Genomic DNA, 14,816 nt, shown 5'->3' with positions numbered 1-14,816 from the left:
GCCTCCGGGATCGCCCGGACACTTCCATCCAAAGCCCTTTGAGCCAACATTCCGGCATCGTCAAGATCGTCGCGTGCGGCCCTTATTCTTCGATGCGCTTGCGGGCAACGACCATGAAACCCTTGTGCTCGAGGTGGCGGGAGACCGCGCGGGCATGAGCTTCATTTCGGGTCTCGAGTGTGAAGTCGACCACCGCCTCGCGTACCGACCGGCCGGAAAAGGCACGGTGGTGAGCGACATCGACGACATTGCCGCGCGCCTCGGCGATTGTGGAAGCCACCGAGGCGAGACTGCCGGGACTGTCTGGTACGGCGATGGCGTAGCGCACGAGGCGATTGGTGCGCACCAGACCACGGATGATAACCGCACTGAGCAACCGGCTGTCGATGTTGCCACCGCTGATCACCAGTCCGACCTTGCGGTCGCGGAACCGTTCGGGATGGCTGAGCACGGCGGCGAATCCGGCAGCGCCGGCACCTTCGGCCACTGTCTTTTCAATTTCCAGCAGGTCGAGGATCGCGCGTTCCAGCGCAGACTCGCTCACCAGCAGGACATCGTCCACCTGCTCGCGGATGATTTCCAGGGTCAGTCTTCCCGGTCGCTTGACGGCAATGCCGTCGGCAATGGTGTTGCCACCGGCCATCACCGGCTCGTCGTGCAGGGTCTGGCGCACGGCCGGATAGAGCTCGGCCTCGACTCCCAGAATGCCAATGCCGGGTCTGATCGCGCGGACAGCAGTGGCGATGCCGCTGATGAGCCCACCGCCTCCCACCGGAACGACCAGCATGTCCAGTTCCGGGGCAGCCGCCAGCATTTCAAGGCCGATGGTGCCCTGTCCGGCAATGATGTCGGGGTCGTCGAAGGGATGAATGAAGGTCCAGCCATGCTCGGCCGCAAGCTCGAACGCATGAGTGGCGGCATCGTCGACAGTTTCGCCGTACAACACCACCCGGGCACCAAGACGTTCGGTGTTGTCGACCTTCACGAACGGCGTGGCCTCGGGCATGACGATGGTGGTCTCGATCCCCAGACGCGTGCCGTGATAGGCCACACCCTGCGCATGATTGCCCGCGGACATTGCAATCACGCCGCGCGAACGTTCCTCGTCCGTCAGCTTGAGAAGCCGGTTCAATGCGCCGCGCTCCTTGAACGAGGCCGTGTACTGGCCGTTCTCGAACTTGAGCCACAGCTCACGGGCGCCGGTCATCGCCGCGAGAGTACGCGACGGCAGCATCGGCGTGGACACGATTTGTCCGTCCAGCGCGCGCGCCGCTGCCTCGATATCGGCAAGCCGGGGTCGTCTCATCGCCTTGGTACTCCCTTGTCCATGGCTCCCTTGCGCATGTTGATGAAGCCTGCCATGAAATCCCTTCATTCGCTTCCCGGCATCGGATGGATCCATGAAAGTCCTGGTCGTCGGATCGGGCGGGCGGGAGCATGCGTTGTGCTGGTCGCTTGCCGGATCGTCCCTCATCGATCAACTCTACTGCGCTCCCGGCAGTGCCGCCATCGCATGCGTCGCGGAACCTGTAGACGTTCGTGCCGATGATATCGAGAGCCTGTGCGCATTCGCCATCAGCAATGGCATCGACATGGTGGTCGTCGGACCCGAATTGCCGCTGGTGCTGGGGTTGACCGATCGTCTCGAAGCTGCCGGAGTCAGAGTATTCGGACCGTCCAAGGCTGCTGCCCGGCTTGAAGGCTCCAAGGTCTTCATGAAGGCCTTCGCCGAGCGCCATGGCATCCCCACCGCGGCCTGGCGCGCTTTCGGCCGGGACGAACGCGAGGTGGCACTTGCCTATGCCGAGGCACAGGGAGCACCCATCGTCGTCAAGGCGGACGGCCTTGCCGCGGGTAAGGGCGTGGTCGTCGCGGAGACACCCGAGGCCGCCCGTGAAGCGATCAATGACGCTTTCGATGGCCACTTCGGAGACGCCGGGCAACATGTGGTGATCGAAGAATGCCTCATTGGCGAGGAGGCCAGCCTGTTCGCATTGTGCGACGGCACGACCGCACTCGAGATCGGCACGGCCCAGGACCACAAGCGCGCCTTCGATGGCGATCGCGGCCCCAATACCGGCGGCATGGGCGCGTATTCACCGGCACCCGTGCTGGACGCCGTCATGGTCGAAAGGGTCATGCGCGAGATCATCCGGCCGACACTGGACGGCATGGCGACCGAAGGCACGCCCTACAGGGGCTTCCTCTATGCCGGGCTGATGATCACGGAGAGCGGGCCGAAGCTCATCGAATTCAACGTCCGCTTCGGCGATCCGGAATGCCAGGTGGTCCTGCCCAGGCTGATGACCGACCTGGCGCAGCTGCTGGTGGGTGCCTGTGATGGCCAGTTGCGACGCATGAACATCCGCTGGTTCGACCGTCATGCGCTCACCGTGGTCATGGCCGCCAAAGGTTATCCGGGCACTTATGTGCGAGGCGGAGAAATTCGCGGCCTGGAAACCGTCAACATTCATGACGAAGTGATGGTCTTCCACGCCGGCACACGCCGTGATGGCGATATATGGCACGCCGATGGCGGCCGGGTGATCAGCGTTACCGGCCTGGGCGATGATCTGCGGCAGGCCCGCGACCGCGCCTATGCCGCCATCGAAGGCATCGACTGGGTTGGCGGCTTCTTTCGCCACGACATTGGCTGGCGCGCACTCGAAAGAAGACGAAGCTCAAAGAGTTAACATGTCCGGGAGATCGTCGTGTGCCGATCCGGACGATCACCGAGAGGGCAGCCTCGCCATCGGGTTCTATCCATTTATTCCCTGTGCTAGGTTCTCACCGAACCCTGTCGCCCCCTGCACCAAGGATTGATACTCCCATGACTGCCATCATCGATGCCCGAGATCCGCGCGCCGTCAGTCGCGCTGCCAAGGCCATCCTCGATGGTGCCCTGGTCGCGTTCCCCACCGAGACGGTTTACGGCCTTGGCGCCCTGGCCTCGAGCGACCGTGCGGTGGGCCGTATCTACGCCGCCAAGGGACGGCCGAGCGTCAATCCGCTGATCGCCCACGTCGCCGACCGCAGTTCGGCAGCCATCTTTGCCGATTTCGACGAGCATGCCGACCGGCTGGCCGAAGCCTTCTGGCCGGGGCCGCTCACCATGGTGCTGCCGCTGAAGGTGCCGTCAGCCATCTCGCGGGTGATGACGGCAGGGCTTTCCACCGTAGCCGTACGCGCCCCTGCACATCCGGTAGCCCGACGCCTGCTCGAAGCCGTCGAACTGCCGGTGGCGGCTCCCAGCGCCAATCGTTCGGGCAACGTGAGCCCGACCACCGCCGCCCACGTCGCCCAGGACCTCGGCGATGCCGTCGACCTGATTCTCGATGGCGGATCCTGTACGGTAGGTCTGGAAAGCTCCGTGGTCGATCTGAGCCACTCCGGATCGGTCAGCCTGCTGCGCCCCGGCGGACTTGACCGGGCCCGGATCGAGGCACTGACCGGCCCGCTTGGCAAGGCCGACCCGCTGGCCCCGCTACGCGCGCCGGGAATGATGCTGCGCCACTATTCGCCGGCAACCCGCGTGCGCCTCGATGCGACCCGCGTGGCCGACGACGAAGCCCTGCTCGCCTTCGGGCCGGCACCGGTGGAAGGCGCCGCAGTCACGCTCAATCTGAGCCCCTCAGGCGATCTGGCCGAGGCTGCCAACCATCTCTACGACATGCTGCGACGGCTCGACAGCAGCGGAACCCGGTGCATCGCAGTGATGCCCATTCCGCCGGAGGGGCTGGGAGAAGCCATCAACGACCGCCTGCGCCGTGCCGCCGTTCCCGCCGAAGAGGCCGACGCCGCCTGAACCGCGCGACACTCCGGCCGACCGGTACAGGCCGCGAATCCTCCTTGCAATTGGCGGGAGCGCACCTAGGCTTGACGAGGTCTCAATCAATACGCCGGGAGCGCCCGATATGCTTCGTTCATTTGCGGCACTTGCCGCCGGTCTCATGCTTTCGACCAGTGTCCACGCGGCGGATTTCACGCCTGCCATCATCTTCGACATGGGTGGCAAGTTCGACAAGTCGTTCAACGAAGCCGCCTACAACGGAGCTGAAAAGTTCAAGGCCGAAACGGGCATCGACTATCTGGAGTTCGAGATCACCAATGAATCCCAGCGCGATCAGGCCTTGCGCCGCATGATTCGCAAGGGAGCCGACCTTGTCGTAGTGGTCGGCTTCGGTTTCGCCACACCGCTGGAAGCCGTGGCCGACGAGGAACCGGAAAAGAAATTCACCATCATCGACATGGTGGTCGACAAACCCAATGTGCAATCGGTGACATTCAAGGAGCAAGAAGGTTCGTTTCTCGTCGGCATGGCCGCAGCCCTCGCCTCCGAAACCGGCAAGGTCGGTTTTGTCGGCGGCATGGATATCCCCCTGATCCGCAACTTTGCCTACGGTTATGAACAAGGCGTGAAATATACCGCTCCCGACGACGAGATCTTCGTCAACATGACCGGCACCACGCCAGCTGCCTGGAACGATCCGGCGCGCGGGGCGGAACTCGCCATAAGCCAGTTCGACCGTGGAGCGGACGTCGTCTATGCGGCTGCGGGAGCGACCGGGCTCGGTGTGCTGCAGGCCGCCGCCGACCAGGGCAAGCTTTCGATCGGCGTGGACAGCAACCAGAACCATCTGCACCCGGGCAGCGTGCTGACCTCAATGGTCAAGCGTGTCGATGTTGCCGTGTACAATGCAATGAAGGATGCGATGGACGGCACCTGGACGCCGGGGGCACAGAATCTTGGCCTCGCTGAGGATGGAGTCGGTTACGCGCTCGATGACGACAATCGCGAACTGATCACACCGGAGATGGAAGCAAAGCTGGAAGAGACGAAGGCCGCGATCATCGCCGGCGACATCAAGGTCGAGGACTACTACTCGACGCAGAACTGACCCATGAAGGCGGGCACGCCGGCAGCTGTCGAACTTCGCGGCGTCAACAAGAGTTTCGGCAACAATCACGCCAACAGGAACATCGACCTTACGGTTGCTGCCGGAACCATTCACGGCATTATCGGCGAGAATGGTGCCGGCAAGTCGACGCTGATGAATATCCTCTATGGCTTCTATCAGGCCGATAGCGGCACGGTCAGCGTCGACGGCAAGGTCCGCAAGATCGCCCGTCCGGAGGATGCCATCGCTTCCGGGATCGGCATGGTCCACCAGCACTTCATGCTGGTGGAGCCCTTTACCGTGCTGGAGAATATCCTGCTGGGGGCGGAAGGTGGCTTCACCCTGAGGGCCGGAGCCGAACGGGCTCGGGCCGAACTGGTCCGTCTCGAGCAGGATTATGCGCTGGAGGTCGATGTCGATGCAGTTGTGGGAGATCTTCCCGTCGGCATCCAGCAGCGTGTGGAGATCCTCAAGGCCCTGTTCCGCGGTGCACGGACTCTCATCCTCGACGAGCCCACCGGTGTGCTGACACCGCAGGAAGCCGACCATCTCTTCCGCATTCTCGACAACCTGCGTTCCCAGGGCCGTACCGTGCTGCTGATCACGCACAAGCTGCGCGAGATCATGGCAGCGACCGATCAGGTAAGCGTCATGCGTCGGGGCGAGATGGTTGCTCATCGCAGAACGTCCGACACCTCGACGGAGGAACTCGCCGAACTGATGGTCGGCCGCAAGGTGCTGTTGAGGGTCGACAAGAAACCACCCTCCCCGACTCGTAAAATCCTCGAAGTGGAGGACCTTGATGTCGTCGACGAGATGGGCGTCCGCCGTGTCAAGAATGTGAGCTTCGATGTGCGCGCAGGCGAGATCGTCGCCATTGCGGGGGTCGCCGGCAATGGCCAGTCGGAGTTGCTCGACGCGGTCTCCGGCATCCGTCATGGGGCGAAAGGGTCGGTGCGGATCGACGGCGTGCCGGTCGTTTCCGCACATCAGGCGCGGGTCAGCAAACTCGGACATGTACCCGAGGACCGGCTGCGCTGCGGCCTTGTGCGGGGCTTCAGCGCCTATGAAAACGCCATTCTCGGCTACCAGCTCAAGCCGGACTATTCCAGCCACGGCTTCCTCCGGTTGCGATATATCCAGCACATTTGCCATGACTGGATGAACCGCTACGATGTCCGTCCGGACAATCCCCTTCTCGAAGCCACCTCGTTTTCCGGCGGTAACCAGCAAAAGCTCGTGCTCGCGCGTGAAATGGAACACGACCCGCAACTTCTCCTCGTCGGGCAACCGACCCGTGGAGTCGATATCGGCGCGATCGAGTTTATCCACAAACGGCTCATCGAAATGCGCGATGCCGGCAAGGCCATCCTTGTCGTGTCCGTCGAACTGGATGAGATCCGTTCACTGGCCGATCGCATCATCGTGATGTTCGACGGCATGATTACCGGAGAACTGTCGGCGGACGAGGCCGACGAACGTCGCATCGGCCTGCTGATGGCCGGCGTTCGCGAGAACGCGGCATGACTGCCTGAGCGCCCATTGAACGAATCGGGACCGGATCGTTGAGCTTTTACCTTGTACAGTTTCTCACCGGTCTTTCGAGTGCTGCCGCCCTCTTTCTTGTCGCATCGGGACTGTCGATCATCTTTGGCGTTACCCGCGTGGTGAACTTCGCTCATGGTTCATTTTACATGCTGGGTGCCTATATCGCCTTGTCGCTGATCGACTGGATGCCACGCGGAGTCGTTCCCTTCTGGGCATCGATCATCCTCGCGTCACTGGCTGTCGGGGGCATCGGCCTCCTTGTCGAGATGACCATTCTCAGGCGCATTTACCGTGCACCGGAACTGTTTCAACTGCTTGCAACATTCGGCGTCATTCTCGTCATTCAGGATGCCGCCTTGTGGATATGGGGTGCCGAGGACCAACTCGGCCCGCGCGCACTGGGGCTCAGGGGTTCGATCGGCATTCTCGGTGAGCGCATGCCGCTCTACGACATCGTGCTGATCGTCATCAGCCCGGTCGTGCTCATCCTGCTCAACCTTCTGTTCAAGACAACACGCTGGGGCATTCTCGTTCGGGCAGCAACCGCCGACCGGGAAATGGTCGGCGCTCTCGGCGTCAACCAGCGCTGGCTGTTCACCTCCGTGTTCTTCCTCGGATCCTGCCTCGCCGGGCTCGGCGGAGCCATCCAGCTGCCGAAGGGCGGGGCCAATCTGCTCATGGACTTCGGCATCATTGCCGATGTCTTTGTCGTGACGGTCATCGGCGGCATGGGCAGCATCACGGGCGCATTTCTTGCATCGGTCATCATCGGCGAGCTGCGCGCCTTCGGCATCCTGTTGTTCCCCGAAAGCACACTGGTGCTGATGTTCCTGGTCATGGCCGTCGTGCTGATCTTTCGCCCGTGGGGTCTCCTGGGCAAGCCGGAAGTCCCGCATGGAGCCTCTCACGAGATACCGGATGAACCGTTGCGGCCGCTCGGACCGTGGGTTCGGGCCTTGTTCACCGGCATCGTCGTTGCCCTCATTGCCCTGCCGTCGGTCGCCGATCCCTTCACTCTGGTGGTCACGACTGAAATTCTCATCATGGCACTGTTTGCTACCAGTTTACATGCAATCATGGGACCGGGCGGCATGGTCTCCTTCGGCCATGCGGCATATTTCGGTGGCGGAGCCTATGCAGCAGCCCTGCTCGTGACCTGGCTCGATGCACGCATGGAGATCGCGCTGTTCGCCGCCCCCCTGGCCGCCGCCATGCTGGCGCTGGTGATCGGCTGGTTCTGCGTGCGCCTGCGCGGGGTCTATTTCGCCATGCTGACACTGGCATTCGCGCAGATATGCTGGTCGGTGGCATTCCAATGGACCGAGGTCACGGGCGGCGACGACGGTCTGCTCGGCATCTGGCCGGCGGAATGGGCCAAGACGCCACTCGACTTCTACTATATCACACTGGCCCTGACCGTGGCTGCCATAGCACTGTTGCGGCACATGGTCTTCACGCCGTTCGGCTTCGCCCTGAGAGCGGGGCGGGACAGTATCCTGCGCGCCGAAGCCATCGGCATCGACGTTGCCCGACAGCAATGGATGGCTTTCATCCTTGCCGGTGCCGCGGCGGGCCTTGCCGGTGCCCTGTTTGCCTTCTCCAAGGGGAGCGTCTTTCCGGATGAGATGGGCATTCCCCGCTCGTTCGACGCGCTGATGATGGTGCTCATGGGTGGTATCCAGACCCTGTCGGGACCGTGGGTGGGAGCCGGCGTGTTCACGGCGCTGCATGACTGGCTGGCACGCATCGCCATGTGGCGGCTGTTGCTGGGACTGGTCATCATCCTTCTGGTGATGGCCTTCCCACAGGGCATTGTCGGCTATCTGCGCCGGACGATCGGCCCCGGACGATCGGCATGACCAATCTTCTCGAAGTACGCGGCCTTACCAAGGTGTTCGGCGGAGTAAAGGCGGTCAACGGTGTGGATATCGACCTCGCCGCAGGCGAATTGCTGGCCCTGATCGGTCCCAATGGCGCCGGCAAGAGTACCTGTTTCAACATGGTTGGCGGCCAGTTGACACCGGATCGCGGCAGCATCCATCTCCTCGGGAAGGACATTACCGGGTGGCCACCGCGACGGATATCGCGCCTGGGTGTCGGCCGCACCTTTCAGATCACCGCCACCTTTGCTTCGATGACAGTCATCGAGAATATCCAGATGGCACTGTTGTCATACCGACGCCTGACCAGCTCGCTGCGGGGTCGCGCCAGCCAGATGCTTGTCGATGAGGCACGCAGCCTGCTCGATGATGTCGGCATAGCCGAACATGCCAACCGCGCCTGCTCGGTGCTGGCCTATGGCGACCTCAAGCGGGTGGAACTGGCCATCGCAATGGCCAATGCGCCCAAACTGCTGCTCATGGACGAGCCCACCGCCGGCATGGCCCCGCGCGAACGGCTGGAGCTGATGGCCATGACCGCACGCCTCTGCAAGCAACGCGGAATCGGGGTGTTGTTCACGGAGCATGACATGGATGTCGTGTTCAATCACAGCGACCGGATCACCGTACTGGCGCGCGGCGAACTGATCGCCACCGGATCGCCCGCCGAAGTCCGGGCCGATCGCATGGTCCGGGAGATCTATCTGGGCAGCGATCACGACTGAGCCCGGCAGGTGGACCTTTCAACATGCCCCCGGATTGAGTTACAGGTCGGCAACATGTCCCGGACGTGGAGCATCTCCGATGAAACGACTCCTGCTCGTACTGGCCCTCATCTCCCTTGCCCTGCCCGCCTCGGCCCGCGACAGGCTGGTCATCGGCATCACCCAGTTTCCCTCGACCTTCCATCCGAACATCGATTCAATGGCGGCCAAATCCTATATCCATGGCCTCACCCATCGCCCGATCACCCGCGACAATGCCGCCTGGGAGCTGCAATGCTATCTTTGCGTCAAACTGCCCTCGATCGAGGATGGCGACGCGGTGGTGATCGACAACCCTGACGGCACCAAGGGCATCCGCCTCACCTACACCCTCCCCGCCGAGGCCCGCTGGAGCGATGGCGTGCCCGTAACGACCCAGGACGTCCTCTTCACCCGCGAGGTCGGCAGCAACCCGCAAAGCGGCGTTTCCAACGCCGAACTCTACCGCCGCATCACCGATATCGAAGTCGTCGACGACAAGACATTCACGCTCACGATCTCAAAGCTCACCTTCGACTATCAGGGCATAGACGATTTTCGCCTGCTGCCGGCCCATCTCGAACGCGAGATCTTCGAGGCCGATCCCGCAACCTATCGCAACCGCTCGCTCTACGAGAGCGATACCACCCATGAAGGACTGTGGCTCGGCCCCTATGTCATCGCCGAAGTCGTCAATGGCAGTCATGTCGTCATGCGCCGCAATCCCTATTGGTGGGGAAAGACGCCTGACTTTGATGAAATCGTCGTGAAGACCATTGAAAACACAGCGGCACTTGAAGCCAATCTCCTTTCCGGGGAAATCGACATGATCGAGGGCTCCCTCGGCCTTTCCCTCGATCAGGCCCTGGCCTTCGATGAACGTCACGGACAGGAATGGCAGGTATTTTACAAGCCGGGACTGGTCTATGAGCATATCGACCTGATGCTCGACAATCCGATCCTCGCCGACGTCCGGGTCCGCCACGCACTGGTCCTTGGCATCGACCGGGAAGCGCTGAGCCAGCAACTGTTCGCCGGACGACAGCCGGTGGCCGATACCAGTATCAATCCACTGGACTGGGTTTACGATCAGAACGTGCCCAAATACGCCTATGACCCGATAGCCGCCGCCAGCTTGCTGGACCAGGCCGGCTGGAACGTCATGCATGACGGTGTGCGTCACAACGCGCAAGGCGAAGCCCTGCGGTTTACGCTCATGACCACTGCGGGCAACCGTACCCGTGAACTGGTGGAGCAGGTGCTGCAGAGCATGTGGAAGCCGCTTGGCATCGCCGTCTCCATCAAGAACGAGCCGGCACGGGTCTTCTTCGGGCAGACTGTAAGCAGGCGCGCCTTTCCCCACATGGCGATGTTCGCCTGGATTTCACCTCCGGAAAACGTACCACGCTCGACCCTGCACTCCGACGAGATCCCGAGCGAGGCCAATGGCTGGTCCGGACAGAACTACACGGGCTATGCCAATCCGCGCATGGACGAACTGATCGACGCCATCGAGGTCGAACTCGACCGTCCTTCGCGCGCGAAAATGTGGCACGAACTCCAGCGCATCTACGCCGAAGACCTGCCCGCCATCCCTTTGTATTTTCGCTCGGATGCCCACATCTGGCCCCGGTGGATTAAGAACATCACTCCCACCGGCCACCTCGCTCCCGTCACCCTTCAGGTCGAGGACTGGAGGGTAGAGGAATGAACCGGACTTCGGCCGACTCTCAACGACAAGCTTTTCCCGCTCAGACAAAACACATGAGCGGCAAGGAAATGCGGCGAAACAACGGGATGGAGCGTCAGACCGATCGCACCTGATCGGGAAGCGCTCTGATGGACACACAACCTGCCCGAATCCGCGGTGGGTCTCCGGTCATTTGGGGTTGTGCGCCTTGCCTTATTTCTCCCTGTGGCTAAGTTCCTGCCATCAAACTGCCAAATTGCGGCTCGAAAGTCGTTGTTTCAATGGCTTGACGAGATGCAGGTACAATCAAAGGAGGCAAAAACATGACCCTGTCCTATGATCATCTCCTCGATTCGCTGCATCGGGGCCGTATCGGGCGACGTGAATTCCTGGCTGGTGCCAGTGCGCTCGGCATCGCCGTCAGCCTGCCGCGTGCCGTCCGGGCGGAGCCGAATCAGGGCGGCCGGTTCCGCATCGGCATGGGCCACGGGTCGACCACCGACACGCTCGACCCTGCGACCTTCGAAAACGGCTACATGTTGCAGCTCACCTACACCATCCACAACTATCTCACCGAGGTGGATGAAAACGACACGCTGGTGCCGGAGCTGGCCGAGACTTGGGAAGCCAGCGACGATGCTGCGGAGTGGACATTCAAACTCAAGGATGGGCTGGAGTTTCACAACGGGAAATCGGTCACGGCTGACGATGTGGTCGTGTCCTTCAACCATCACCGGGGAGAGGACAGCAAATCGGCGGCCAAGCCGATCGTGGCCCCCATCAAGGAGATCGTGAAGGTTGACGACCGCACCGTCCGCTTCGTGCTCGATGGCGGGAATGCCGATTTCCCCTATATCGTCTCCGATTACCACCTGCCGATCATGCCGGCCGTCGATGGCAAGCCTGACCTTTCCGGCATCGGCTGCGGACCCTACGTGCTGGACAGTTTCGAGCCTGGCGTTCGTGGCCTTTTCAAGAAATTCCCCAATTACCACAAGAAGAACCGCGCTCATTTCGACGAGGTGGAGATCCTGTCGATCATCGACGTCACAGCCCGCACCAATGCGTTGTCCACGGGCGAAATCGACGTGATGGATCGCTGCGACCTGAAAACGGTACACCTCCTCAAGCGCAATCCGAATGTGAAGGTGCAGGAAACGACCGGCACGCGCCACTATACCTTCCCCATGCGGACCGACACGGCTCCGTTCGACAATGCCAATGTCCGTCGGGCGCTGAAGTGGGGCCTGAACCGGGAAGCGCTGGTGGAGACCGTGTTGCGTGGGCACGGAGTCGTCGGGAACGATCACCCGATCGCACCCACGATGCGCTTCCACAATGGTGAACTGGAACAGACGCATTACGATCCGGACAAGGCGAAATTCTACCTCAAGGAAGCAGGACTGACCAATTTGACAGTCAACCTGTCCGCGGCGGATGCCGCCTTCGCCGGGGCTGTCGACGCCGCCACGCTCTATCGCGAACATGCGGCGCCCGCCGGCATCGACATCAATATCGTCCGTGAACCGAACGACGGCTACTGGTCGAATGTGTGGATGAAGAAACCCTGGTGCGCCTGTTACTGGGGTGGCCGTCCCACCGAGGACTGGATGTTCTCGACCGCGTACGAAACCGGAGTGGCATGGAACGACACCTTCTGGTCGAACGAGCGTTTCGATACGCTGCTGCACGAAGCCCGTTCCGAGCTCGATGAAGCGCGTCGTCGCGACATGTATTATGAGATGCAGGCAATCCTGCGCGACGATGGGGGACTCGTCTGCTCGATGTTCGCCAACTACGTGTTCGCCCATTCGAGCAAGATCGCCCACGACGAGCAAATGGGCAGCAACTGGGATCTCGACGGGCAGAAATGCGTCGAGCGCTGGTGGTTCGCCTGACCTTGACTGAACCGGGGATGCGCGTGGAAATCGTGCCTGCGCATCCCTTTTTTCTTTCACTGGCAACATATTGTTCGCGTAACGGACATCGCAAACACGTCAGCCGGCTCCTACGTTTCTGGCAGGAATTGCCGAAGGAGGATGGGATGCCGAAGATTCTGGCCTTTGCCGGAAGCACGCGAGCCGGATCAATCAATCGCAGACTGGTCGAGGCCATCGTGCCGCTGCTTGAAGCCGAGGGTGCGCATGTCACCCCGGTTGATCTCAAGGATTACGAGATGCCGCTGTACAACGGCGATCTTGAGGAACGCGACGGCGTGCCCGAGGGCGCCCGGCGCCTCAAGAGGCTGATGGCCGAACATGACGGTCTCCTCATCGGATCGCCCGAGTACAATGGCGGATTCACGCCACTGCTGAAGAACACCCTGGACTGGTGTTCCCGCAGGGAAACCGATGATCCGGCACCTCTGGTGGCCTATGCTGGCAAGACAGCTGCCATCGTCAGCGCATCGGGCGGCAAGTTCGGCGGCATGCGCGGCCTCGTCCATCTGCGCCAGATACTGGTCAATCTGGGAGTGCTCGTCATTCCGCAACAGGTTGCAGTTGGCAATGTCTACGAAGTGCTTGGCGAAGATGGATCGTTCAACGATCCCACCATGGGGAACATGATCGGGGACATGGCAAGGGCCCTCGTCCAGGTCAGCAGGCTATCCGCCTGACCCGACCGGCAATCCCGTGCTGCTCCCCACTGTCTCAGCCTCAGGAGTTGGAGCCTCCGGTACACCCATCGGGGCAGGGTTTTCCTGCCCTTCAGCACTTCCGTCCCACCACGAGAAAAGAAAAATTCATGTCGAAAAATCGCTAAAATAGACGGCGAATCAAATGGTTGCAGTCGGTCATATTTGGCCCGGACCGGCTGATCTGGTAGAATTCCACTCCATCAACAAAGGGCCTGCATCCAATGCGCGACCGCAAGAAAACCAGCCGTACGGCAGCGTTGACGGAACACAGTAGCGGTACGATGTCCGCGAGTGATTCCCTTAGTGACAGGCAGGGGGCCGGATGCGGATATCTGACCCGCCGCGCGGCACTGACGATGGTTGGTGCCGGCGTGCCGGCTGCAGCCTGGCTCGGCACCTCATCGCCGGCCTCTTCTTCCCCGCTTGCCCAGCTGGGAAGAGAGCTGGTGCAGGCGATGGACGAATACGAGTGGTGGAACGAGCGGGCGCTGCAAATCGATTCCGCCATTCCCTCGGACCTTTCCGAGCGTCTGTCACCGGGCGATGATGCGGCAAAGGCCGCCGTCGACGAATGGTGCCGCCTGAATGGTCTTGACCACGCCGAAAGTAAGGCAAGCGAGGCATTGAAGCGACAATGGGCGGCATCCAGAGGAATCTGTGCGGAGGTCGCGACCGACCTGGCCGGACTCATGGTTCAGGCGCAAGCCCTTGCTACCCGCACCGTGTACTTTGACCCCGAACTGTTGCCCCGATTGATGGACGGATTCATTCTCGGACTCGGTTTCCTCGGCCCGACGGTGGCACACCATGCCGCTTCGGATGCTCGGCTTATCTCGACCTGCGACGCCTGGCACGCAGCCCTGGACGAGGTGAGGTCCGCCCTCAGAGCTGTCGACGAGATTGACATCCCCGACTGGGCGCGTGGCGTCCTCTGGGTTTCCGACCCCGAGCTGCATCGCGCCATCATCAATGAACAGGACCGCACCGGCTATCGGGCTGCGAGGGAGCGCTCTCATGCCACATGGGAACGTGTCGAACCGATTGAGGACGTGGTGCCATTGATGACGGCCTCCAGCGTCTCGGGGCTGAGAGCGCAGGCCTCCACCCTCATGCACGAGTTTCATTTTCTGGGCAAGAGACACCCATCCCATTTCGTGGCGTCACGAACCGGCATGGCTCTGGTCCGGGGGCTGGAGCGCCTCGGCGCACGCCGGACTGTCGATCTTCATGAATGGTGGGAAACCGAAGCCGACGACCCACCGATCCCGATACAGTGATGATTCTACTGATTTTGTAGCGTTTGTTTATGGCTGATTTTTCGTCAAACCTCCCCTTGGACCATTTGAGCGGAGGAACACGATGCGCCGCATCTGTGCAAGCCATGCGGTTGCAAAATCCCATCTCCCGGGACCGAGGATG

The 14,816-nt window shown here is 61.6% G+C and carries 11 protein-coding genes; 10 read left to right on the top strand and 1 reads right to left on the bottom strand.

What is annotated here, in order from left to right; genetic code table 11:
• Window positions 1-82: 82 nt before the first annotated feature.
• The gene (locus H6851_07105; protein ID MCB9943374.1) at window positions 83-1,306 is read right to left on the bottom strand and encodes a threonine ammonia-lyase; all 1,224 of its coding nucleotides are present in this window, start codon (window positions 1,304-1,306) and stop codon (window positions 83-85) included.
• Window positions 1,307-1,400: 94 nt separating this feature from the next.
• On the opposite strand from H6851_07105, the gene purD reads away from it, so the two are divergent.
• The 10 genes from purD (at window position 1,401) to H6851_07055 (ending at window position 14,674) form a co-directional block, all read left to right on the top strand.
• Entirely contained in the window at window positions 1,401-2,693 is a 1,293-nt protein-coding gene (gene purD / locus H6851_07100) for a phosphoribosylamine--glycine ligase (GenBank protein MCB9943373.1), read from the top strand.
• A gap of 137 nt (window positions 2,694-2,830) precedes the next feature.
• Complete coding sequence (locus H6851_07095; GenBank protein MCB9943372.1) at window positions 2,831-3,805, top strand: threonylcarbamoyl-AMP synthase; 975 nt, start codon at window positions 2,831-2,833, stop codon at window positions 3,803-3,805.
• Window positions 3,806-3,914: 109 nt separating this feature from the next.
• Window positions 3,915-4,898 carry a BMP family ABC transporter substrate-binding protein gene (locus H6851_07090; protein MCB9943371.1) on the top strand — a complete coding sequence of 328 codons (984 nt, stop codon included), beginning with the start codon at window positions 3,915-3,917 and terminating at the stop codon, window positions 4,896-4,898.
• Window positions 4,899-4,901: 3 nt separating this feature from the next.
• Window positions 4,902-6,425 carry an ABC transporter ATP-binding protein gene (locus H6851_07085; protein ID MCB9943370.1) on the top strand — a complete coding sequence of 508 codons (1,524 nt, stop codon included), beginning with the start codon at window positions 4,902-4,904 and terminating at the stop codon, window positions 6,423-6,425.
• A 38-nt stretch (window positions 6,426-6,463) separates the two neighbouring features.
• Entirely contained in the window at window positions 6,464-8,305 is a 1,842-nt protein-coding gene (locus H6851_07080; protein ID MCB9943369.1) for an ABC transporter permease, read from the top strand.
• Window positions 8,302-9,051 carry an ABC transporter ATP-binding protein gene (locus H6851_07075; GenBank protein MCB9943368.1) on the top strand — a complete coding sequence of 250 codons (750 nt, stop codon included), beginning with the start codon at window positions 8,302-8,304 and terminating at the stop codon, window positions 9,049-9,051. Before H6851_07080 ends, H6851_07075 begins: the two co-directional genes overlap by 4 nt.
• Before the next feature lie 79 nt (window positions 9,052-9,130).
• The gene (locus tag H6851_07070) at window positions 9,131-10,780 is read left to right on the top strand and encodes a peptide ABC transporter substrate-binding protein (protein ID MCB9943367.1); all 1,650 of its coding nucleotides are present in this window, start codon (window positions 9,131-9,133) and stop codon (window positions 10,778-10,780) included.
• 302 nt (window positions 10,781-11,082) lie between these two features.
• Window positions 11,083-12,657, top strand: coding sequence for an ABC transporter substrate-binding protein (locus tag H6851_07065; GenBank protein ID MCB9943366.1), 1,575 nt, complete (start codon window positions 11,083-11,085; stop codon window positions 12,655-12,657).
• Window positions 12,658-12,803: 146 nt separating this feature from the next.
• Window positions 12,804-13,376: an NAD(P)H-dependent oxidoreductase gene (locus H6851_07060; protein ID MCB9943365.1), complete on the top strand. Its 573-nt coding sequence runs from the start codon at window positions 12,804-12,806 to the stop codon at window positions 13,374-13,376.
• Between the two features lie 302 nt (window positions 13,377-13,678).
• On the top strand, window positions 13,679-14,674 hold the full coding sequence (locus H6851_07055; protein MCB9943364.1) for a hypothetical protein: 996 nt from the start codon (window positions 13,679-13,681) through the stop codon (window positions 14,672-14,674).
• The last annotated feature ends 142 nt before the right edge of the window (window positions 14,675-14,816 follow it).

This window comes from Geminicoccaceae bacterium (genome assembly GCA_020638465.1).
Classification (GTDB): Bacteria; Pseudomonadota; Alphaproteobacteria; order Geminicoccales; family Geminicoccaceae; genus JAGREO01.
Note: the sequence above shows the minus strand (reverse complement) of the source record. Positions and strands in the feature narration are given on the sequence as shown.